Genomic DNA, 22851 nt, shown 5'->3' with positions numbered 1-22851 from the left:
ATTGGAATATATGACAATGGATAAAATCAAAGTTGGACTTCAGTATTGGATTCCTCAACACGGTTTGACGCGTTTAATCGGCAAGTTGGCATCAGCCGAAGCTGGTAGCTTGACAACAGCCGTCATTCGCTGGTTTATCAAGCAGTACAATGTCAACATGGATGAGGCAAAGTATTCAGACCCGAAGCATTTTAAAACTTTTAATGAATTTTTTGTTCGAGAACTTAAGCAAGGTGCTCGCCCAATATCCTCTCAAGATAATGTACTGACTCATCCAGCCGATGCTTGTGTTAGCCAATTTGGGCCTATCCAAGATGGAAAACTCATCCAAGCCAAGGGGCATAAATACACGGCGCAAGAACTGCTTGGTGGTGATGCCACACTAGCGGCAGAATTTGCAGATGGCGATTTTGCCACTCTCTATCTTTCGCCCCGTGACTATCACAGAGTCCATATGCCATGTGATGGGACATTGCGCCAAATGATTTATGTTCCTGGAGACCTATTTTCAGTCAACCCACTGACGGCCGAAAATGTGCCTAACCTATTTGCCAGAAACGAACGTGTAGTCTGTATTTTTGACACCGAATTCGGCCCGGTAGCTCAAGTCTTAGTTGGTGCTACGATTGTCGGTAGCATAGAGCAAGTATGGGCAGGAACCATTACACCACCACGTGGTAATACCATCTACAAATGGGATTATCCAAGTCAAGGAGACAGGGCGATCACGTTGAAGAAAGGTCAGGAAATGGGGCGCTTTAAGCTAGGCTCAACCGTGATTAACCTTTTCGCTAAAGGCAGAGTTAAGTTCGACGATTCAATGGCCAATGGACATTCCACCATCATGGGAACCCCCTACGCTTGCGCCACAGAGAAAGAGTGAACACTCTCTTAATTAACGCCCTGATTTAAGGGCGTTTTTGATCTAAAACAAATTCATCAACCAAACCCGACTCTGGTGTGTCTAAATTTCTAGCTAAGTCTAAAACTGAAATCTTTAGATTCTTTATTCTAAACGCATGTTGATTTTTTGCGGTTACCTTTGTATGCCCAAACACGCCCGAGTACTGACTGCTAAGCTGATATTTTGCCTCGTACTTCCCCTATTAATTTTGCTTATCCCCGCCAAGCACATGCCAATAGAGAGCCTGACTCTTGTGCAACATCGGCTTTTGGCTATTTTCTTATTAGCAGCATTACTCTGGATATTAGAACCTGTTCCTGTTTTTGCGACCTCAGTACTGATCATTGCTCTTGAACTTATTATGCTCTCTGACAAGGGATTGCACGTTTTTCGTATCAGTGAAGCCAGTCAGAACTTAGGCAGCCTAATTCACTATACGGATATCTTAAATACATTTTCCTCACCAATTATTATCCTCTTTATGGGCGGATTTACGCTTGCCATTGCCGCTTCAAAGTACGATCTAGACAAAAATCTAGCACGGGTTTTACTTCGTCCATTCGGAACCCAACCTAAATTTATAATGCTAGGTTTGATGCTCATTACTGCTGTTTTTTCGATGTTTATGTCAAATACAGCAACCACTGTTATGATGCTCGCCTTAGTTGGCCCCATCATCAGCCTAGCGCAAAAAGAGCAAGTAGGGATAAAAGCACTCATTTTATGCATTCCAGTGGCAGCCAACACCGGAGGGATCGCGACTCCAATAGGCTCACCACCAAATGCGATTGCCCTGCAATATTTGACCGGAGAAAATAGTATTAGCTTCCTCAATTGGATGATGATTGGATTGCCTTTTGTGATTCTTCAACTTATTGCTGCTTGGTTTTTATTGCAAAAGCTATTTCCATCCCGAGTCAATTTTCTGATCCTTGAACTTGAGGGCCAGTTTCAGCGCGGTTGGCAGGCAACCGTCGTCTACATCACCTTCGCCAGCACAATAATACTTTGGATGACAACCCAGCTACACGGGATGAATACCTACGTCGTGGCTATGGTTCCTCTGGTCGTATTTACGTTGACGGGTATTATAGGCAAGACGGAACTGCAGCAGATTAACTGGGATGTACTTTGGTTAGTTGCAGGGGGGATAGCTATCGGTATGGCGCTTGAGAGAACAGGGCTCGCAGTCGTGCTCGCCAATGCGATAGATTATCAATCACTCTCGCCTATCGGCCTCACTATAACAATATCTATCGTATGCTGGCTTATGGCTAACTTTATGTCCAATACAGCAACCGCCAATTTGCTTATGCCGATTGCCGCCGCTATTGGCACCTCAATGACTAACCTCTCATCTGTCGGCGGTCTACAAGGACTCATGATTGTGGTGGCTTTCTCCGCATCTCTTGGCATGATTCTTCCGGTATCAACACCACCAAATTCACTGGCGTATTCAACTGGGCTAATAGAGAGTAAAGATATGGCCAAAACAGGGGCTCTTCTTGGTACTCTGGGGTTATTGATGACCTATATTGGTGTTATTCTCTTGGGATCTAACTAGTCGGCAGCCCAAGAAGATCTGCAGCGCTATCCAAACAAGGCTAATGAGTTCCTTAGTCACTGACTATCAGAATAATCGTTAATTACCGCTTTATATTTACTCTCATTTGGCGACAATAGATAAATAAACAGGAAACCATAGCTGACAAAAAGACAAACAGGCGAAGAAATGAAAGATAACAACACCTCTTCCCGACTAATCTTTGATCTTTACCTACAGTTTTGGCTTAAAAGTGTAGTAAAATTACGCTAATTTTGTTTCCTAAGTTACTACGAATTTGACGAGGACATTGCTATGTCAGCAAAGAAACCATTAGCTCTTGTAATTCTTGACGGTTATGGTCATCGAGAAGATACCGACAGCAACGCGATTGCAAATGCTCACACACCTGTTATCGACAATCTGATTGCAAACAGCCCCAACACCTTAATCTCGGCTTCAGGTCTTGATGTCGGCCTACCGGATGGACAGATGGGTAACTCTGAAGTCGGCCACACCAACATTGGCGCAGGACGAGTGGTGTACCAAGATCTCACGCGAATTACCAAGTCTATTGCAGACGGCGAATTTGCCCATACACCAGCACTTGTTGAAGCAATTGATAGCGCAGTAAAGGCCGATAAAGCCGTCCATATCATGGGGCTAATGTCGCCAGGTGGTGTTCATTCTCATGAAGATCATATCTATGCAGCGATTGAAATGGCAGCAAACAGAGGCGCAGACAAAATCTATCTGCATTGTTTCTTAGACGGACGTGACACACCGCCTCGAAGTGCAGAAAATTCTCTCAAGCGTTTTGATGAACTATTTGAAAAGCTAGGTAAAGGACGAATTGCCTCACTTGTGGGCCGTTATTATGCGATGGACCGTGATAACAACTGGGAACGCGTGCAAGTTGCTTATGACTTGTTAACTCAAGCGAAAGCTGATTTCCATGCCACTTCGGCAGTGTCTGGCTTACAAGCCGCATACGAAAGAGGCGAAAACGATGAGTTTGTCAAAGCTACGGTGATAAAAACCGATTCACAAACAGATGCCATCATGCAAGACGGTGACTCTGTTATCTTTATGAATTACCGAGCGGATCGCGCTAGACAAATCACTCGAGCCTTCGTTGCTGAATTTACGGGCTTCACTCGTGCTGCGTTCCCGACCCTTAACTTTGTCATGCTGACCCAATACGCAGCGGATATACCGCTTTCGATCGCTTTTCCACCAGCCTCTCTAGAAAATACATATGGCGAATGGTTGTCTAAACAGGGACATACACAATTGCGTATTTCAGAAACAGAAAAATATGCGCATGTGACGTTTTTCTTTAATGGCGGTGTGGAAACCGAATTCAAAGGTGAAGAGCGCCAGTTGGTCGCATCTCCCAAAGTAGCCACCTATGATCTGCAACCAGAAATGAGCTCAGAAGAACTCACTGAAAAAATGGTCGCAGCGATCAAATCCGGCCAGTACGATACCATTATTTGTAACTACCCTAACGCCGATATGGTTGGTCATACTGGAGTTTACGATGCTGCCAAATCCGCTATTGAAGCACTCGATGTAAGTGTCGGCAAAGTGGTTGATGCAATACGCGAAGTCGGCGGACAAATGTTAATTACCGCCGATCACGGTAATGCTGAAATGATGGTTGATCCAGAAACAGGTGGTACACACACCGCGCACACCAACCTGCCAGTACCACTCATTTATGTCGGCGAAAAGCACATTGAGTTTAAAGAAGGTGGTAAACTCTCTGATTTGGCACCGACTATGCTATCTCTTTCGGGTCTGCCTATTCCTGAAGAAATGACAGGGGAAGTATTAGTTAAATAAGACCCAACAGCCAAAGCACAATGCCTGTGCACGGTGATGATTGACCCAGCAGGCATAGTGCTTATGTGTAGGCTATAACGACCTTATTTTGCATCACTAAAATTTTGCGATTACCACACAGAAAATTCACTGCTATCTCAGACCCTACATTCGTTTTTATCTCTCGTTAAACAAGTTTTGACATTACTCTTTCTTCATGGGAATGTGTTTAGTTATACTGACCATCAAACAAGGATTGAGGATCAACTCTTCACATGGCAATACAGCAATCAAGACCAACATTAGCCTTACCTAAACTTGCTGGATTGGTATGCGTCCTTTTGGCTACTTTAGCATTTCCATCTTGGTCTTCATCGCCCAATGAACTCAAGGGCGTCAGCAATGAAATATCAAGACAGAAACAAGCATTAAGCTCTCAACAAAAGAAACTCGACACTCTTAAAGAATCACTAAAGAAACAAGAGCTGAGCATCGTTCGACTGGAAAAAGAGATTAAGCAAGCAAAAGCATCTCTGCACAAGACTAACCAAAGTATCTCCGCATTGGAGAAACGAATCACTTCATTAGAAAAACAAAAACAGCAACAAACTCAAGTCCTTGCAGAACTTTTACAAACTTACTATGCGACACAAAGAGCAAAGTCTTCAACAAATTTGCTCAATCAAGGTGTCGAAGAAGACCGAATAAGCCAATACTTCCAACACTTAGCAAAGCAGAGAGCAAGAACCATAGAGCAACTTGAGAAAACCGTCAGCGAGTTGACCAAAAGTGAAACACAACTAAAACTCGAACAGCAGCAGATTACCAGTTTACTGAATGAACAAGAACAAACACGCAAACGCTTAACTAAACAACAATCCCAGCGCAAGGGCACGCTCAGCACTATTAAAAAGAGTATCTCCGATGACCAAGTCTATCTGACAGAGTTGCAGCGTAATGAAACTAGGCTGAAAGCGGAAATTGCCAAAGCAGCCAAACGAAATGCTACCATCCCAATGGATGGTTTGGCTCAACACAAGGGGCGCCTTCCTTGGCCGCTAAAAGGGGGAATTTTACATAACTATGGTTCTCGTCAGACTGGGCAAATTAACTGGAAAGGTATGGTCATTGATGCCAAATATGGTCAAGCAGTCAAAGCCGTTTACTCAGGAACCGTAGTATTTTCTGACTATTTGAGGGGTTATGGTTTGGTTATTTTGCTCGACCACGGCAAAGGTGACATGACCTTGTATGGCTTTAATCAAAGTTTGCTTAAAAATGAGGGGGATAAAGTGTCCTCGGGAGAAACGATTGCACTAGCCGGTGATACGGGTGGCCAGCCAAAAGCATCCCTCTACTTTGAGATAAGACGCAACAGCAAAGCTCAAAACCCTAAGAGCTGGCTGACTCAATAGGCGGCATCGATAAATTGGCGATAATAATTTTCAACCTTTGATAGGAAGTCAGGTAACATATCTCTATCCAGAGTATTGATTCCTCCAGACGCTTCTCGACCACCTCCAGAAATAAACTGTGAGCACAACTCCCCAGCCCCATGTTTATGGTTAATTGGGGCACGTAGTGACACTTTATAACTGCCATCGTGATTTTTCGTCAGTACCGCGTGAGCTAAATCAGGGCTTTGATTAGCAAGCCAATTACCATATACACCACTGATACGTCTCGAGCTGGCCTTATCTGGCAGCTCAAAGAGCGCAATGTAATTGCTAAGATACAAAGGTTCAATGGCCAGCACTTGATTCATATCTTGCTCGTACGAAGCCCGCAGGACTGGATAAGGCGAGCCAGGATCGCGGATAACAGCAAATGGATCATCGTAGTTCAATAGCCTCAAATAAAGCTCATCTGGAGCAAAATTTAAATCCGCCAATGTTTCCCCGTAGCCATTGTAGTTAATCAGGCTTCCCAGTTCGTTGAGCTGCGCTGTTTCTTTCTGCGTAAGCCCACAAGCCAAAGCGAGCGCTTCAGCCTTAGCAAATAAGTTGTCACCAAAGGCCGCCACGATAGCCCAATGATGAAATTTCCCGCCAAGCAATCTGTCAATGATCAACGCTGTACATATGTTGGCGTCCAGATCTATATGTGCATCCAACGTTACCTCTTGGGGGATATCTCCTGCTTGATGATGATCGGCATAAAACACATAAGCGCCGCTAGCCAGTACTCGCTTTAGCCCAGCCATGTTACTTCGCATCGAGATATCCAATACCGTTAATGTATCTCCTGACTGGCAATCTAAAGTTTCTAAAAGCTTTATATCTCGTTTCAGGCCTGTAACTAAGGTGGATTGCTTAGGTTCAGCTAGCCTAAGTTGCAGCAGTGATAGGATGCCATCCGCATCACCGTTAAACACGTCATAATGCATAAAAATCCCCTTAAAGAACATTATGGCACTTTAAGGGGTTTACCAAACTGAAACAATCACATTTAGTTATGGCTAAGCATGAATTGCTTTAACACCATCTTCTAAAAGCTGAAGTTGTTCAAGACCTTGCTCAGTTGCCCTAGGTTTTACCACTGTAATCATTTGCAACATGCCTTGATGAATGATTTGCTCCGTAATCTGTGTCTTGGGTGACATAGCGGAACGGTAACTAAGCCAACTAGAAGCGATCAGATGTAGCGTAGTGACTAGAGGTTTCATTTCATGCTCTTCTACCGCGAGTAACTCAAGCTCAACGAAAGATCGCATAATGTTGACCAAATTAGCCTGCAATTTTTCTTGAACTTGGATATAGCTCTCATGCAATTGCTCATCTCTTTGCAGAATCTCTGGCAGATTGGCGTAAAAAAAACGGTATTTCCACATCAACTTAAAAATCGAATCAAGGTAGTGTTTGAGTAAAACCAAACTTTCTTGTTGCCCATGAATAGGCGAAAAGCGCTCCAAGAGCTCATTGGAATATAGTGCAAAGATTTCACGCACAATTTCTTGCTTATTACGAAAATGGTAATAAAGATTACCAGGACTTATATCAATGTGTGCAGCGATGTGGTTGGTAGTAATATTACGTTCACCGTGTTCATTAAAAAGATTCAATGCGGCAAGCACTATTTTGTCGCGTGTCTTCATACGTTCCCCGTATCCTCTGCAAATAGTAATGTCAGTATACTTTCGATCTTTTAAGCCTATCTTGACTGGGCCTTTGAGCTATTCTTTACACAAATCACTCTGGTTATTTAACGCCATCACTGTACAAGATTAAACCAATACACAACACTAAGAAATCACAAATTTTAAGCATAACACAATGATAGATAAGAAAATCATATCACTATGCTAAGCAAAAACTATAAGTGCCTGATTGGACCAGACACTTGAATATTGTCATTGATGATATGGTTTAGATAACTGATGTACTGCATCAACAAATACGCCTGCGTTTTCCGGTGGTACATCAAGATGGATCCCATGACCTAAATTAAACACATGACCAGTCCCTGCATTTCCAAACCCAGCCAGAATATCCGCAACTTCTTGACGAATTCTTTGCGGTGCGGCATACAAAATAGAAGGATCCATATTACCTTGTAATGCAACCTTATCGCCAACACGCTTCACGGCATCTTCAATGTCAATGGTCCAATCTAAACCAACAGCATCACAGCCGGTCGCCGCAATTTTTTCTAACCACATACCGCCATTTTTGGTAAACAAGGTAACAGGAACTCGACGTCCATCATTTTCTCGAATCAATCCATCAACAATTTTCGCCATGTATTGAAGTGAAAATAAATTGTAATCCCTTGGAGTTAACACACTACCCCATGTATCAAACACCATGACAGATTGTGCCCCTGCTTTTATTTGAGCATTCAAATATTCAATAACGCTATCAGCCAGTTTATCCAATAGAAGATGTAGCGTTTGTGGTTCGGCGTACATCATTTTTTTAATTTTGGTAAATGCTTTTGAACTCCCGCCTTCAATCATATAGGTCGCCAGTGTCCATGGACTCCCTGAGAAACCAATCAAAGGCACGTCACCATTTAAGTCCTTACGGATTTGACGTACTGCGTTCATCACATATTGCAACTCACATTCAGGGTCTGGGATACCAATTTTTTCTACATCAGCTTTACAGGTTATCGGCTGATCAAAAACAGGTCCTTCGCCCGCGGCAAAACGCAGTTCTAGCCCCATCGCATCTGGAATGGTTAGAATATCTGAAAATAAAATCGCAGCATCAAGTGGAAAACGGCGCAGTGGTTGTAAGGTGACTTCAGAAGCGAGCTCTGCATTTTTACACAAAGACATGAAGTCGCCAGCATCAGCTCGAGTTGCTTTATATTCTGGTAAATAACGCCCTGCTTGGCGCATCATCCACACTGGTGTGTAATCTACTGGTTGCTTTAAAAGCGCGCGCAGATAACGATCATTTTTAAGTTCAGTCATTCCGTATTTCCAACTATTGAGCTTCTATTTAGCGCTGCTATTCTAACACTGTTTGACCAACAAAAGCGGCATGCTTTGCAATCTGGATCAAGTTATTAACGTTTAAATCAGCGCTTAATTTGCGCCCAATGCATAACAATGTTAAAAATCTCTCCGCTAGCGAAAATAATAACTATAAACTGAGTACCTGTAACTCAGCATCTCATAACGACATCTTACTTACCCCCTCCCTCTCGGAGGGTTTTTTTTGACTCCCAAATAATACACTGCCTTATCAAACAGATATAAAAAGTGAAACCATCATTTTTCCAAGTTAATGTCTTTAATTGTCTGCTCAATCAAGGCTCTTGCTATCGTTCCATGTGGCGCAACCTGTGGTAACGTATCGGCACAAAACCAACCAAGGCTATCAAGCTCTGTATGATCCGGTTTAAGATCACCTTTTTGGTAATCGGCCAGAAATCCAACCATTAGACTGGAAGGAAAAGCCCATGGTTGGCTGGAAAAATAACGAATATTAGTAATATCAATACCCGTTTCTTCCTTCACCTCACGAGCGACACATTGCTCAAGCGTCTCTCCGACTTCCACAAAACCCGCAATCACTGTATACATACCACTACGATGACGGGAATGCTGAGCCAATAGAATCTGTTTATCTCTACGTACTGCAACTATGATACAGGGAAATATTCGTGGATAATGCAGAGTGCGACAATCACCACATTGCATTGCTAACTGGTTGTTATTGTGATGATTTCGACCACCACAGATAGAGCAAAATCTAAGCGTTTGTGTCATATGATCATATTGAATCGCTTTACTAATGAGCAAAAACAGTGGCTCAGGCAAAAATAAGCAATCACGTAGGGACGTCATGGGTAAGTCCTGATCGACTTCATCCGAATTTAACCACACAACAGGAAAATTTTGATACTCACCAATTTTTATTCCCATTGCTTGGGGAAGCGATAATTCTTTTGCACTACCACAAGGTAACGCATTGTTCACTAACCATACTTCACTTCTCGATACAAGGCACCAATAAGCAATGTCGATGCTTTTTCTATCATTGTCATTTAACATTACCGACCCTCTTTACTTGCAGTTCATTCATTTTACTGGCAATCTTAATTCATACCAGAGTTTGTAGTAGAGCAAATTTCTAGCTATAAACTTTAGTAAGAACGGAAAGTTTTGCTCTGCACGTGCTTTGGGAGTCAAAGCGTAATTGTCACTGCAAAAGTGGCTCGATCATGAGGATATGGTCATGCTGAAAAAATTCAAACAAACACATGCACAATGGGGTGGCTCGAGTGAAGTCATTGATCACTGGCTCGAAACAAGACAGTCACTCATAGTCGAATATTGTAAACTCGCAGCACTTCAACCCACCTCGGTAAAAATGCCACTTTCTTCACTTCCTACACCTGACGAGCTCCAAGTATTCTGCCAACACTTGGTTGATTATATCTCTGAAGGACATTTCAAGATTTATGATATGGTGATGGACAAATGGCGCTCAACAGGCTTTGAAGCGACAGAAGAAATCAATACCACCTATGGGCGAATCGTTCTAACTACGGACCCTCTACTTAATTTTACCGACAAGTATGCTGCTGTAGCAGAGGATGACCCTCTTGAATCTTTCGATAGTGACTTGTCATTGATTGGTGAGATATTAGAGGCTCGCTTCGAGGTAGAAGACCAATTAATCCAGTTGATTGCAGACAGTTTAGCCGTACCTCCTGGCGCATGACCCCAAAGAAAGGGCGCGCTGTTCAAAATAATACGATCCAATATAGTATAAAAAAGGCACCCTAGGGTGCCTTTTTAGCGTCTTTTAGCTTTGATTACTCATCAACTGAGAAACCTGCATTAAGCAAGGCTGCCAAATTATCCGTTGCTTGTTCAACAGATGGACCTTCTTGCTCTTCGACACGCTTAGCTTGGCGCTCTTGGTGGTATGCGAAACCTGTACCTGCTGGAATGAGTCGACCAACAATGACGTTTTCTTTCAGACCACGAAGTTCATCACGCTTACCAGAAACGGCTGCTTCTGTTAGTACTCGAGTTGTCTCTTGGAATGATGCCGCAGAAATGAAAGATTCCGTTGCAAGAGACGCTTTGGTAATACCCAGTAGCTCACGTTCAAAGCGAGCAGGCTCTTTGCCTTCTGCTTCTAGTTGACGATTTGCAATCTTAACGTTTGCATACTCAACTTGCTCACCAGCAAGGAACTCAGAGTCTCCAGCGAAAGTAATCGTACACTTACGAAGCATTTGACGAACGATAGTCTCTATGTGCTTATCGTTAATCTTAACGCCTTGTAGACGGTATACTTCTTGAACTTCATTCGCAATGTACTGAGTCACAGCATGAATACCACGCAAGCGTAAGATATCGTGTGGAGACTCAGGACCATCGGCAATCACATCGCCACGTTCAACCTTCTCACCTTCGAATACGTTAAGTTGACGATGCTTAGGAATCATCTCTTCATACGTATCGCCACCCTCACGAGTGATCACTAGGCGACGTTTACCTTTAGTCTCTTTACCAAAGCTCACAGTACCTGTGTGCTCAGCAAGGATTGCAGGCTCTTTCGGCTTACGAGCTTCAAACAAGTCAGCAACTCGTGGAAGACCACCGGTGATGTCTCGGTTTCCGCCGGATTTCTGAGGAATACGAGCAAGTGTTTCACCCACACCGACCTCTGCGCCATCTTCAATGTTGACAATCGCTTTGCCCGGCAAGAAGTAATGTGCTGGCATATCTGTGCCAGGAATCATCACATCTTTACCTGCTGCATCAATCAACTTAATAGCTGGACGCATGTCTTTACCAGCCGCTGGTCTAGCTGCAGCTTCCGTCACTTCACTAGAAGAAAGACCTGTTAGATCATCAGTTTGACGAGAAACCGTTACACCATCAATCATATCTACAAACTGGATACGACCTGCCACTTCGGTAATGATTGGCATGGTGTGCGCTTCCCAGTTCGCCACTGTTTCGCCAGCGTCAACACCCTCGTTGTCGCCTTTGCTAAGTAGTGAACCGTATGGCAGTTTGTGCTTCTCTTTCGTGCGGCCAAACTCGTCAATAATGGTCAGCTCAGACGCACGAGATGTGATCACAAGCTTGCCTTGTTTGTTAGTCACGAACTTAGCGTTATGCAGTTTCACAGTACCTGTCGTTTTCACTTGGATGCTGTTTTCTGCTGCTGCTGTCGATGCTGCACCACCAATGTGGAACGTACGCATGGTTAGCTGTGTACCAGGTTCACCGATAGACTGAGCGGCAATAACACCAACCGCTTCACCTTGGTTGACGAGGTGACCACGAGCAAGATCACGGCCGTAACATTGAGCACAGCAGCCAAAGTCTGCGTCACAAGTGACCACTGAACGAACTCGAATCTTATCCACCGAGTTGTCTTCCATGATCTGACACCACTTCTCATCAATCAGAGTATTACGTGGGATCAGCACATCTTCAGTGCCTGGCTTTAGAACATCTTCTGCAACAACACGGCCCAGAGCTAGCTCAGAAAGCGCGACTTTAACATCACCACCTTCAATATGAGGCATCATGTCAATACCTTCATGGGTACCACAATCGTGCTCGTGAACAACAACGTCTTGAGCAACGTCTACTAGACGACGAGTTAGATAACCAGAGTTCGCTGTTTTCAGTGCTGTATCCGCAAGACCCTTACGAGCACCGTGCGTAGAGATAAAGTACTGAAGTACGTTCAGACCTTCTTTAAAGTTCGCAGTGATTGGCGTTTCTATGATAGAACCATCTGGACGCGCCATCAGACCACGCATACCCGCAAGCTGACGAATCTGAGCGGCAGAACCACGAGCTCCTGAGTCAGCCATCATGTAGATGCTGTTAAACGACTCTTGTTGTTCATCTTCACCATCACGATTCATCACGGTTTCTGATGACAGATTTTCCATCATCAATTTTGCAACGCGATCGTTGGTTGAAGCCCAAATATCGATAACTTTGTTGTAGCGCTCACCCGCAGTAACAAGACCAGATTGATACTGCTCTTGAATTTCACGAACTTCCGCTTCTGCTTCTTCGATTTCAGTGTATTTCGCGTCTGGCACAACCATGTCGTCGATACCAACAGAAACACCAGAAAGTGCGGCATAAGCAAAGCCTGTGTACATGATTTGGTCAGCAAAGATAACTGTATCTTTAAGACCCAGCTTACGATAAGCCTCGTTCAATAGGTGAGATATTTGCTTCTTACCTAATTTTTGGTTAACGATGCTGTAAGGTAGACCTGCTGGGACAATTTGCCATAGCATTGCACGACCAATCGTAGTATCAACCAGTTTGGTCTCAGTTGTGCTGTGGCCATCTTCATCTTTAACCGTCTCGGTGATACGAACTTTAACGCGAGCATGTAGCTCTGCAGACTTAGTACGATATGCTTTTTCAGCTTCTGCTGGGCTAGCAAGGTACATACCTTCGCCTTTAACGTTAATCTTCTCACGAGTCATGTAGTAAAGACCCAATACAACGTCCTGTGAAGGTACGATGATAGGGTCACCTGATGCTGGCGACAGAATGTTGTTTGTCGACATCATCAATGTGCGAGCTTCAAGCTGCGCCTCTAGAGTTAGCGGCACGTGAACCGCCATTTGGTCACCGTCGAAGTCCGCGTTGTACGCCGCACAGACAAGTGGGTGTAACTGAATCGCTTTACCTTCGATGAGTACAGGTTCGAACGCCTGAATACCAAGACGGTGAAGTGTCGGTGCACGGTTCAATAACACTGGATGCTCACGAATCACTTCATCAAGAATATCCCATACGACAGCTTCTTCACGCTCTACCATCTTCTTCGCAGCTTTGATCGTTGTCGCTAGACCACGAGTCTCAAGCTTGCTATAGATAAATGGTTTGAATAGCTCTAGTGCCATCTTCTTCGGAAGACCACACTGGTGTAGACGAAGGTATGGACCAACTGTGATTACAGAACGACCAGAATAGTCTACACGTTTACCTAGAAGGTTCTGACGGAAACGACCTTGTTTACCCTTGATCATATCAGCAAGAGATTTTAGAGGACGTTTGTTTGAACCCGTAATTGCACGACCACGACGACCATTGTCTAGCAGCGCATCAACAGACTCTTGCAGCATACGTTTTTCGTTGCGCACAATGATGTCCGGAGCAGCAAGCTCTAATAGACGCTTCAAACGGTTGTTACGGTTGATCACGCGGCGGTATAAATCGTTCAGATCTGAAGTCGCAAAGCGACCACCGTCTAGTGGAACTAGAGGACGTAGATCTGGCGGCAGTACCGGAAGCACAGTTAAGATCATCCACTCTGGATTGTTACCAGATTGAACAAAAGCTTCAACGAGCTTCAAGCGTTTAGTGATCTTCTTGCGCTTAGTCTCTGAATTAGTAGACTGAAGCTCTTCACGCATTTCTTCGATTTCGGCAGGCAGATTCATAGACGCAAGTAGGTCTTTGATCGCTTCCGCACCCATCTTAGCCGTGAATTCATCACCCCACTCTTCTAGACGATCCAGATACTCTTCTTCAGTCAGCATCTGAGACTTTTCTAGATCAGTCATACCTGGCTCTGTTACTACGTACATTTCGAAGTAAAGAACACGTTCGATATCACGTAGAGGGATATCCATCAGTAGACCGATACGAGACGGTAATGATTTTAGGAACCAGATGTGAGCAACTGGTGATGCAAGCTCGATGTGGCCCATACGGTCACGACGAACTTTAGTTTGTGTAACTTCAACGCCACACTTCTCACAGATAACACCACGGTGTTTCAGACGCTTATATTTGCCACAAAGACATTCGTAGTCTTTGACTGGACCAAAAATACGCGCACAGAACAGACCATCACGTTCAGGTTTGAACGTACGATAGTTGATCGTTTCAGGTTTTTTAACTTCACCAAAAGACCATGAACGAATCATGTCTGGTGAAGATAGACCGATTTTGATTGCATCAAATTCTTCGGTCTTATGCTGTGCTTTTAGAAAGTTTAATAAGTCTTTCACAATCAGCTCCTGTAAGGAGTTAAAAGGAGCCCACCCGCAAAAGTGAGCACCTTCAACCAAATAACCCCGTGGGGATTACTCTTCGTCTTCTAGCTCGATGTTGATACCTAGCGAGCGGATCTCTTTCAACAATACGTTGAACGATTCTGGCATACCAGGTTCCATGCTATGGTTGCCATCCACGATGTTCTTATACATCTTGGTACGGCCGTTAACGTCATCAGACTTAACGGTTAGCATTTCTTGTAGGGTATAAGCGGCACCGTATGCTTCCAGTGCCCATACTTCCATCTCACCAAAACGCTGACCACCGAATTGAGCTTTACCACCCAATGGTTGCTGAGTGACTAGGCTGTATGAACCTGTAGAACGCGCGTGCATCTTATCATCAACAAGGTGGTTCAGTTTGAGCATATACATGTAACCAACGGTTACAGGACGCTCAAACGCATCACCAGTGCGACCATCATAAAGAGTTAGCTGACCAGATTCTGGCAATTCACCCAATTTCAGTAGTTCTTTGATGGATTGCTCAGATGCACCGTCAAAGACTGGAGTTGCGATTGGTAGACCACCACGAAGGTTGTTAACCAAAGTACGCACTTCGTCATCAGTCAAAGAAGCCACATCTACTACCTGGCGAGTCTCACCAAGATCATAAACCTTCTGCAGGAAGTCGCGGAACTTAGCCAGTTCTTGCTGCTCTTTTAGCATCTGGTTAATCTTGTCACCAATGCCTTTAGCTGCAAGACCCAAGTGTACCTCGAGGATCTGACCAATGTTCATACGAGATGGTACACCTAGCGGGTTAAGCACGATGTCAACCGGCTGACCTTTCTCATCGTAAGGCATGTCTTCCACAGGGTTGATCTTAGAGATTACACCCTTGTTACCATGGCGACCTGCCATCTTATCACCAGGCTGAATACGACGTTTAACCGCAAGATAAACTTTAACGATCTTCAATACACCTGGGGCTAAGTCATCACCTTGAGTGATCTTACGACGCTTAGTTTCGAACTTCTTATCGAAGTCGGCTTTCAGCTCATCATACTGCTCGGCAAGTTGCTCAAGCTGAGTCTGCTGAGCATCGTCGTCTAGCGTTAGCTCCAACCATTTCTTACGTTCAATGGTATCAAGCTTAGCTTCAGTGTAGCCACCGTCGACAAGCACAGCTTTAACGCGGTTTAGAAGACCACCTTCGAGAATCTGGAATTCTTCCGTAAGGTCTTTCTTCGCTTCTTTAAGCTGCATCTGCTCAATTTCAAGCGCACGTTTGTCTTTTTCAACACCGTCACGAGTGAATACTTGAACATCGATGATAGTACCTGAAACTGAGTTTGGTACACGTAGTGAAGTGTCTTTAACATCTGATGCTTTTTCACCAAAGATAGCACGTAGCAACTTCTCTTCAGGAGTTAGCTGTGTTTCACCTTTTGGTGTCACTTTACCAACAAGGATGTCACCACCCTTCACTTCAGCACCTATGTAAACGATACCTGACTCGTCCAATTTAGAGAGGGCAGACTCACCTACGTTTGGAATATCAGCCGTGATTTCCTCAGCACCAAGTTTAGTATCTCGTGCCACACAAGAAAGTTCTTGAATGTGAATCGTTGTGAAACGGTCTTCTTGAACCACACGTTCAGAAACAAGGATCGAGTCCTCGAAGTTGTAGCCGTTCCAAGGCATAAACGCGATACGCATGTTCTGACCAAGTGCAAGCTCACCTAGGTCTGTTGAAGGACCATCAGCAAGCACGTCACCACGTGCCACAGGCTCACCTGGCATCACAGTTGGACGCTGGTTGATACACGTATTTTGGTTCGAACGAGTGTATTTAGTGAGGTTGTAGATATCGATACCCGCTTCGCCTGGAATCAATTCGTCTTCGTTGACTTTAACAACGATACGAGACGCATCGACTGACTGAACAGTACCACCACGTTTGGCAACCGCGGTTACACCGGAATCAACCGCAATATTACGCTCAATACCAGTACCAACCAGAGGTTTATCAGCTCTGAGTGTTGGAACAGCCTGACGTTGCATGTTTGCACCCATCAATGCACGGTTCGCATCGTCGTGTTCTAGGAACGGAATAAGCGAAGCAGCAATAGATACAACCTGGTTTGTTGCAACGTCCATGTAATCAACATGATCACGTGGGTGAAGACCCGATTCACCTTTCTGACGAGCAGTGATGAGTTCTTCAGCGAATGTGCCTTCTTCAGTCAATACTGTATTTGCCTGAGCGATAACATATTGACCTTCTTGAATAGCAGATAAGTAATCCACTTCATCAGTAACAACCCCATCTACAACGCGGCGATAGGGTGTCTCAAGGAAACCATATTCATTACAACGTGCGAACGCAGACAGAGAGTTAATTAGGCCGATGTTTGGACCTTCTGGTGTTTCAATCGGACATAGACGGCCGTAGTGAGTAACGTGCACGTCTCGAACTTCGAAGCCCGCACGCTCACGTGTTAAACCACCAGGACCCAATGCAGAAATACGACGTTTGTGCGTAACTTCTGATAGTGGGTTGTTTTGGTCCATAAACTGAGACAACTGAGAAGAACCGAAAAATTCTTTTACGGCTGCAGAAATTGGCTTAGCGTTAATGAGATCTTGTGGCATAACCGCATCAAGATCACCCAAGCTTAGACGCTCTTTCACTGCACGTTCTACACGGACAAGGCCAACACGGAACTGGTTCTCAGCCATTTCGCCAACGCTACGGATACGACGGTTGCCCAAGTGGTCAATATCGTCGACTTCTCCAATACCGTTACGAATCGCAATGAGTTTCTTCATCACCTCAATGATGTCTTGCTCATCAAGCGTGCCTTGCTCTTGGGCATCTTCACGCTCGATCGAGCTATTGAACTTCATGCGGCCAACGGTCGAAAGATCATAGCGCTCTTCTGAGAAGAATAAGCTATCAAATAAAGCTTCTGCAGCTTCTTTCGTTGGTGGCTCACCAGGGCGCATCATGCGGTAGATCTCTACCAAAGCAGAAATACGATCAACCGTACTGTCGATACGCAGTGTATCTGACATGAATGGACCATGGTCCAGATCGTTCGTAAATAGAACTTCTAACGCTTTGTGTCCCGCCTGAGATAGGTTCGCTAGTGCTTCAAGACTAATTTCTTGGTTAGCAGAAACGATAACTTCTCCCGTTGCTTCATTGATATAATCTTTTGAAGCAACTCGACCTACAATGTATTCAACTGGCACTTCAATGTGGTCAATACCGTCTTTCTCAAGCTGACGAATATGACGTGCAGTTACGCGACGACCCGTCTCAATGTAGACTTTTCCGTTGGCTTCAATATCGAATGAAGCGGTTTCACCACGTAGACGATCAGGGACCAACTCCATAAGTAGAGTCTGATCTTTAACCTCGAAATTCACCTTCTCAAAGAAGATGTCGAGAATTTCTTCTGTTGTCTTACCCAATGCACGAAGAATAATCGATGCAGGAAGTTTACGACGACGGTCAATGCGTACGTATAAGTTATCCTTAGGATCAAACTCGAAATCAAGCCATGAACCACGGTAAGGAATGATACGTGCATTGTACAGAACTTTCCCTGAAGAGTGGGTCTTACCCTTATCGCTGTCGAAGAATACACCTGGGCTTCTGTGCAGCTGGGATACGATAACCCTCTCGGTACCATTGATAACGAAGGTACCATTGTCTGTCATAAGCGGTATTTCGCCCATGTAGACTTCTTGTTCTTTAATGTCTTTTACAGTACCTGCTGGCGCGTCTTTATCAAAGATAACTAAGCGTAGTTTTACGCGTAGTGGTTTTGAGTAAGTTACGCCGCGAATTTGACATTCTTTAACATCAAAAACTGGCTCACCAAGACGGTAGCTAACGTATTGCAGCTCGGAATTGCCGTTATAGCTCTGAATTGGAAATACAGAACGGAAAGCAGCTTCAAGACCGTATTGACCTTCAGGATCCTGATCGATAAATTTTTCGAACGAATCGAGCTGGATCGATAGCAGGTATGGAATGTCCAACACTTGTGGACGAGTACCAAAGTCCTTACGGATGCGCTTTTTCTCGGTATAAGAGTAAACCATGGGGTTCCTCAGCTCGCTGATAAGTGACCCAAACTGTCTAGAAGTATTCTTAGACAGTGACTAACAACTGTTTGACTGTAGTGACATTTCATAAAGCTGTCATGAAATGTTTTTTGCTAGGAACTTGGGTGCTCAAACAGCGGAAAAATCACCCAACCCCTACAGCGCAAAAAGGCCGGTGGTTATAAAACCACCAGCCATTAGCCGTTAGGCTAAGAAACTATGCAATAATTACTTAACAGTAACACTTGCACCAGCTTCTTCTAGCTGAGCTTTAAGAGCTTCAGCTTCAGCTTTCTCTACGCCTTCTTTAAGAGGTGCAGGAGCGCCGTCAACTAGGGCTTTAGCTTCTTTAAGACCTAGGCCAGTCGCACCACGTACCGCTTTGATTACAGCAACTTTGTTACCGCCAGCAGATTCTAGGATTACGTCAAATTCAGTTTGCTCAGCAGCCGCTTCGCCTGCAGCAGCGCCGCCAGCAACAACAGCAGCAGCAGCAGAAACACCAAATTTCTCTTCCATTGCTTCGATTAGTTCAACAACTTGCATTACAGACATTTCTGCAACTGCATCTAGGATTTGCTCGTTAGTAATAGACATAACAATTCTCTTTTAAATCAACAATAAGTTTATTAAGCAACCAGAAAAAAGCAAGGCTTATGCCGCAGCTTCTTCTTTTTGATCGCGGATAGCAGCGAAGGTACGTACCAGCTTGCCAGCAGAAGCTTCTTTCATGCACATCATTAGGCGTGCGATTGCTTCGTCGTAAGTTGGTAGTGTCGCTAGTACTTCAGCGTCAGTTAGCGCGCCTTCAAATGCAGCAGCTTTGATCTCGAAGTCTTTGTTCTCTTTAGCGAAGTCTTTGAAAAGACGCGCTGCAGCACCTGGGTGCTCGTTAGAGAATGCGATTAGAGTAGGACCAGTGAAAGTGTCTGTTAGACACTCGTAATCTGTACCTTCAACCGCACGACGCATTAGAGTGTTACGAACCACTCGTACATAAACACCAGCTTCACGAGCCTGTTTACGTAGAGAAGTCATCGCGCCCACTTCAACGCCACGAGAATCAGCTACAACTGCAGAAAGTGCACCACTGGCAGCTTCGTTGACTTCAGCAACAATTGCTTTTTTGTCTTGAAGGTTTAAAGCCATCTTGGATTTACTCCTGGTTGTCGTTACACCACTCACTATTATCACAACAGTGAGAGCTATTGAGGTGCTTCCCAGAAGAAAGGTAACTATTTACATAGAGCTTTCTGTCAGTTCGGGCACCATCTACGTAGGAAGATTAAGTCCATTAAAACAGACACCTACGGTCTTGGACGGAGACTGGGTCTTAATTCTTGTAGAACCAAAGTTCAGCCCCAACCACAAATATTAGGCGCAAAATTATACATAAATTTCACGCCTAAGCAAATATATTATGCTTGAGTGTTCAGGCTAGCCTGATCAACAGCAACACCAGCACCCATAGTAGTAGAGATGCTTACTTTCTGCAGGAATGTACCTTTAGCAGAAGATGGCTTAGCTTTCTTCAGAGCCACTAGAAGTGCTTCTAGGTTCTCTTTGATCTGCTCTGCAGAGAAGTTTGCTTTACCGATAGTAGTGTGGATGATGCCGTTTTTGTCGTTACGGTAACGAACCTGACCTGCTTTAGCGTTCTTAACAGCTTCAGCAACGTTAGGAGTTACAGTACCAACTTTAGGGTTTGGCATTAGACCGCGAGGACCAAGGATAGTACCCAATTGACCTACAACGCGCATTGCATCAGGAGAAGCAACCACTACGTCAAAGTTCATTTCGCCTTTCTTCACTTGCTCAGCAAGATCTTCCATACCAACGATGTCTGCGCCAGCTTCTTTAGCTGCTTCAGCGTTTGCACCTTGAGTGAACACTGCAACGCGGATCTCGCGGCCAGTACCGTGAGGCAGTACAGTTGCACCACGTACGTTCTGATCAGATTTACGAGCATCGATGCCTAGATTAACAGCAACATCTACAGACTCAACAAACTTAGCAGTCGCTAATTCTTGAAGAAGAGCAACAGCTTCGTTGATTTCGTATTCTTTAGTTACGTCAACTTTTTCGCGGATTACGCGCATGCGCTTAGTTAGTTTTGCCATGATCTTAACCCTCTACCACTAGGCCCATTGAACGAGCAGTACCAGCGATTGAACGCTTCATTGCTTCGATGTCAGCACCAGTCATATCTGCAGCTTTAGTTTCTGCGATTTCTTGGATTTGAGCGTCAGTTACCGTACCCACTTTTTCAGTGTTTGGACGACCTGAACCAGACTTAACGCCAGCCGCTTTCTTAAGAAGAACTGCAGCAGGTGGAGTCTTAGTAACAAAAGTGAAAGAGCGGTCACTGTATACAGTGATAACAACTGGAGTGGGTAGACCTTTCTCCATCGATTCTGTTTTTGCGTTAAATGCTTTACAGAATTCCATGATGTTAACACCGTGTTGACCTAGAGCAGGACCAACTGGTGGACTTGGGTTTGCCATACCAGCAGCAACTTGTAGCTTGATATAAGCTTCAACTTTCTTAGCCATGATTTTTCCTAATTTTGGGTACTAGCGCTAATCGGCCGATCAGCTCCCCGTTCATATAAATAACTTTCTACTTTCATCGAAGTAAAAAGGCGCGAAATTATAATCATAATTCGCGCCTCATACAAGCCTAAAAAGGTGTTTTTTTATACTCTGTAAACTCGAGGTTTAGTCCTGCTTTTCAACCTGACCAAATTCAAGTTCCACAGGTGTTGCTCGACCAAAAATGGAAACAGACACCTTCATGCGGCTTTTCTCATAATCCACTTCTTCAACGGTACCGTTAAAGTCTGCAAATGGACCATCAGTAACACGTACAACCTCTCCTGCTTCGTACATAGTACGTGGACGAGGTGACTCACTCGCTTTCTCAAGACGATTAAGAATAGCGTCAGCCTCTTTATCTGTGATCGGCGCAGGACGATCAGAGGTACCACCAATGAAGCCCATGACACGAGGTACGCTGCGTACTAGGTGCCATGATTCATCATTCATAATCATCTGAACAAGGACGTAACCGGGAAAGAACTTGCGTTCAGATTTACGACGTTGACCCGCACGCATTTCTACTACTTCTTCAGTAGGAACAAGAACTTCACCAAACAGCTCTTCCATGCTATGCATTTTAATATGCTCGCGAAGAGACTGAGCGACACGGCCTTCAAACCCAGAGAAGGCTTGAACCACATACCAGCGTTTTTTAGGAGCTTCACTCATGAATTAAAACCCTCTATACCCCAGTCACAAAGTTGACAAGACGGACCATAATGCCGTCGATGCCCCAAAGTGCTAGAGCCATTACAATACTTACAGCTAAAACGATCAAGGTAGTTTGCATAGTCTCTTGGCGTGTAGGCCAAACAACTTTGCGAACTTCCATGCGAGATTCTTTAGCGAAATCAATCGCTGCTTTACCCTTTACTGTTGTAGCTGCCACACCTAGCGCTGCTGCAATTAATACCACAACACCGGCAACGCGAAACACTACAGACAATTCACCATACAGGTAATTACCCACAACAGCGGCAGCTAGCAGAACAAAAGTGACAATCCACTTAAAGATATCTGCGCCATTTGAGCTATCAGGAGTTTCAGCATTATTTGCTTTCATAAAACCAACCTGTCAAAAGTCTTAATATAGACGACAACAACCCCGCTGCTGCAGGGCAAATCCATGAAATACCAACGTATTAGGTTGGTATGCTCTTTTTATGACTCAATAACTTACGATTCAAAGTAAGAGCTTACTTAATGTTCACTTGTAGAAGAAACAAACAAACATTATGCTGAGCGCAGAAAAAGGGCATCAAATGATGCCCTTTTTGCTGCTGGTTCGTCAAATCTTATTCAAAGATTTTCAGCAATCTTCGACAATTCCTAAGAATTATTCGAAGATCTTAGCAACAACACCAGCACCTACTGTACGGCCACCTTCACGGATCGCAAA

At 44.4% G+C, this 22851-nt stretch carries 17 protein-coding genes; 5 read left to right on the top strand and 12 right to left on the bottom strand.

Translation table 11 applies throughout. The annotated features are described in order from the left end of the window. Positions 1–16: 16 nt before the first annotated feature. The 4 genes from asd (at position 17) to QQK21_RS00540 (ending at position 5689) form a co-directional block, all read left to right on the top strand. Positions 17–883 carry an archaetidylserine decarboxylase gene (gene asd / locus QQK21_RS00555; RefSeq protein WP_284190262.1) on the top strand — a complete coding sequence of 289 codons (867 nt, stop codon included), beginning with the start codon at positions 17–19 and terminating at the stop codon, positions 881–883. Positions 884–1046: 163 nt separating this feature from the next. Beyond that, entirely contained in the window at positions 1047–2468 is a 1422-nt protein-coding gene (locus tag QQK21_RS00550) for an SLC13 family permease (RefSeq protein ID WP_284190261.1), read from the top strand. 294 nt (positions 2469–2762) lie between these two features. Next, a complete protein-coding gene (gene gpmM / locus QQK21_RS00545) occupies positions 2763–4295 on the top strand; it encodes a 2,3-bisphosphoglycerate-independent phosphoglycerate mutase (protein WP_284190260.1) in 1533 nt (510 codons plus the stop codon). Positions 4296–4549: 254 nt separating this feature from the next. Further along, complete coding sequence (locus QQK21_RS00540; protein ID WP_284190259.1) at positions 4550–5689, top strand: murein hydrolase activator EnvC family protein; 1140 nt, start codon at positions 4550–4552, stop codon at positions 5687–5689. Here QQK21_RS00540 and QQK21_RS00535 read toward each other — a convergent pair. From QQK21_RS00535 to nudC, 4 genes are all read right to left on the bottom strand, one after another. After that, positions 5683–6660: a DHH family phosphoesterase gene (locus QQK21_RS00535; protein WP_284190258.1), complete on the bottom strand. Its 978-nt coding sequence runs from the start codon at positions 6658–6660 to the stop codon at positions 5683–5685. The genes QQK21_RS00540 and QQK21_RS00535 overlap by 7 nt on opposite strands. Before the next feature lie 72 nt (positions 6661–6732). Next, entirely contained in the window at positions 6733–7368 is a 636-nt protein-coding gene (locus QQK21_RS00530; RefSeq protein ID WP_284190257.1) for a TetR/AcrR family transcriptional regulator, read from the bottom strand. A gap of 255 nt (positions 7369–7623) precedes the next feature. Continuing rightward, entirely contained in the window at positions 7624–8691 is a 1068-nt protein-coding gene (hemE, locus tag QQK21_RS00525) for a uroporphyrinogen decarboxylase (RefSeq protein ID WP_284190256.1), read from the bottom strand. A 300-nt stretch (positions 8692–8991) separates the two neighbouring features. Continuing rightward, positions 8992–9777, bottom strand: a complete 786-nt coding sequence (nudC, locus tag QQK21_RS00520; RefSeq protein ID WP_284190255.1) for an NAD(+) diphosphatase — start codon at positions 9775–9777, stop codon at positions 8992–8994. A gap of 178 nt (positions 9778–9955) precedes the next feature. Between nudC and rsd the strand changes: the two genes are divergently transcribed. Then, positions 9956–10450: a sigma D regulator gene (gene rsd / locus QQK21_RS00515; RefSeq protein ID WP_284190283.1), complete on the top strand. Its 495-nt coding sequence runs from the start codon at positions 9956–9958 to the stop codon at positions 10448–10450. A 94-nt stretch (positions 10451–10544) separates the two neighbouring features. Here rsd and rpoC read toward each other — a convergent pair whose 3' ends face one another. The 8 genes from rpoC to secE form a co-directional block, all read right to left on the bottom strand. Continuing rightward, positions 10545–14747 (bottom strand): DNA-directed RNA polymerase subunit beta', encoded by a 4203-nt coding sequence (gene rpoC / locus QQK21_RS00510; protein WP_284190254.1) that lies wholly within the window; start codon positions 14745–14747, stop codon positions 10545–10547. Between the two features lie 75 nt (positions 14748–14822). After that, complete coding sequence (rpoB, locus tag QQK21_RS00505) at positions 14823–18851, bottom strand: DNA-directed RNA polymerase subunit beta (protein ID WP_284190253.1); 4029 nt, start codon at positions 18849–18851, stop codon at positions 14823–14825. A gap of 231 nt (positions 18852–19082) precedes the next feature. Next, positions 19083–19451 carry a 50S ribosomal protein L7/L12 gene (rplL, locus tag QQK21_RS00500; RefSeq protein ID WP_275865765.1) on the bottom strand — a complete coding sequence of 123 codons (369 nt, stop codon included), beginning with the start codon at positions 19449–19451 and terminating at the stop codon, positions 19083–19085. A gap of 57 nt (positions 19452–19508) precedes the next feature. Continuing rightward, complete coding sequence (gene rplJ / locus QQK21_RS00495) at positions 19509–20003, bottom strand: 50S ribosomal protein L10 (RefSeq protein WP_045954530.1); 495 nt, start codon at positions 20001–20003, stop codon at positions 19509–19511. A 269-nt stretch (positions 20004–20272) separates the two neighbouring features. Next, a complete protein-coding gene (gene rplA / locus QQK21_RS00490; RefSeq protein ID WP_045954529.1) occupies positions 20273–20974 on the bottom strand; it encodes a 50S ribosomal protein L1 in 702 nt (233 codons plus the stop codon). Between the two features lie 4 nt (positions 20975–20978). Then, a complete protein-coding gene (gene rplK, locus QQK21_RS00485) occupies positions 20979–21407 on the bottom strand; it encodes a 50S ribosomal protein L11 (protein WP_257084558.1) in 429 nt (142 codons plus the stop codon). A gap of 165 nt (positions 21408–21572) precedes the next feature. Further along, complete coding sequence (gene nusG, locus QQK21_RS00480) at positions 21573–22121, bottom strand: transcription termination/antitermination protein NusG (RefSeq protein ID WP_284190252.1); 549 nt, start codon at positions 22119–22121, stop codon at positions 21573–21575. A gap of 13 nt (positions 22122–22134) precedes the next feature. Beyond that, positions 22135–22515, bottom strand: coding sequence for a preprotein translocase subunit SecE (gene secE, locus QQK21_RS00475; RefSeq protein ID WP_284190251.1), 381 nt, complete (start codon positions 22513–22515; stop codon positions 22135–22137). Positions 22516–22851: the final 336 nt, after the last annotated feature.

Origin of the sequence: Vibrio zhanjiangensis, from assembly GCF_030161235.1 — a bacterium.
Taxonomy (GTDB): domain Bacteria; phylum Pseudomonadota; class Gammaproteobacteria; order Enterobacterales; family Vibrionaceae; genus Vibrio; species Vibrio zhanjiangensis.
This window is presented reverse-complemented; position numbering and strand designations above follow the sequence as displayed.

Bases quoted from the DNA above. Each gene is read 5' to 3' on its own strand.
- asd (WP_284190262.1), top strand. From the start codon at position 17: ATGGATAAAATCAAAGTTGGACTTCAGTATTGGATTCCTCAACACGGT.
- QQK21_RS00550 (WP_284190261.1), top strand. From the start codon at position 1,047: ATGCCCAAACACGCCCGAGTACTGACTGCTAAGCTGATATTTTGCCTC.
- gpmM (WP_284190260.1), top strand. From the start codon at position 2,763: ATGTCAGCAAAGAAACCATTAGCTCTTGTAATTCTTGACGGTTATGGT.
- QQK21_RS00540 (WP_284190259.1), top strand. From the start codon at position 4,550: ATGGCAATACAGCAATCAAGACCAACATTAGCCTTACCTAAACTTGCT.
- QQK21_RS00535 (WP_284190258.1), bottom strand. From the start codon at position 6,660: ATGCATTATGACGTGTTTAACGGTGATGCGGATGGCATCCTATCACTG.
- QQK21_RS00530 (WP_284190257.1), bottom strand. From the start codon at position 7,368: ATGAAGACACGCGACAAAATAGTGCTTGCCGCATTGAATCTTTTTAAT.
- hemE (WP_284190256.1), bottom strand. From the start codon at position 8,691: ATGACTGAACTTAAAAATGATCGTTATCTGCGCGCGCTTTTAAAGCAA.
- nudC (WP_284190255.1), bottom strand. From the start codon at position 9,777: ATGTTAAATGACAATGATAGAAAAAGCATCGACATTGCTTATTGGTGC.
- rsd (WP_284190283.1), top strand. From the start codon at position 9,956: ATGGTCATGCTGAAAAAATTCAAACAAACACATGCACAATGGGGTGGC.
- rpoB (WP_284190253.1), bottom strand. From the start codon at position 18,851: ATGGTTTACTCTTATACCGAGAAAAAGCGCATCCGTAAGGACTTTGGT.
- rplL (WP_275865765.1), bottom strand. From the start codon at position 19,451: ATGTCTATTACTAACGAGCAAATCCTAGATGCAGTTGCAGAAATGTCT.
- rplJ (WP_045954530.1), bottom strand. From the start codon at position 20,003: ATGGCTTTAAACCTTCAAGACAAAAAAGCAATTGTTGCTGAAGTCAAC.
- rplA (WP_045954529.1), bottom strand. From the start codon at position 20,974: ATGGCAAAACTAACTAAGCGCATGCGCGTAATCCGCGAAAAAGTTGAC.
- rplK (WP_257084558.1), bottom strand. From the start codon at position 21,407: ATGGCTAAGAAAGTTGAAGCTTATATCAAGCTACAAGTTGCTGCTGGT.
- nusG (WP_284190252.1), bottom strand. From the start codon at position 22,121: ATGAGTGAAGCTCCTAAAAAACGCTGGTATGTGGTTCAAGCCTTCTCT.
- secE (WP_284190251.1), bottom strand. From the start codon at position 22,515: ATGAAAGCAAATAATGCTGAAACTCCTGATAGCTCAAATGGCGCAGAT.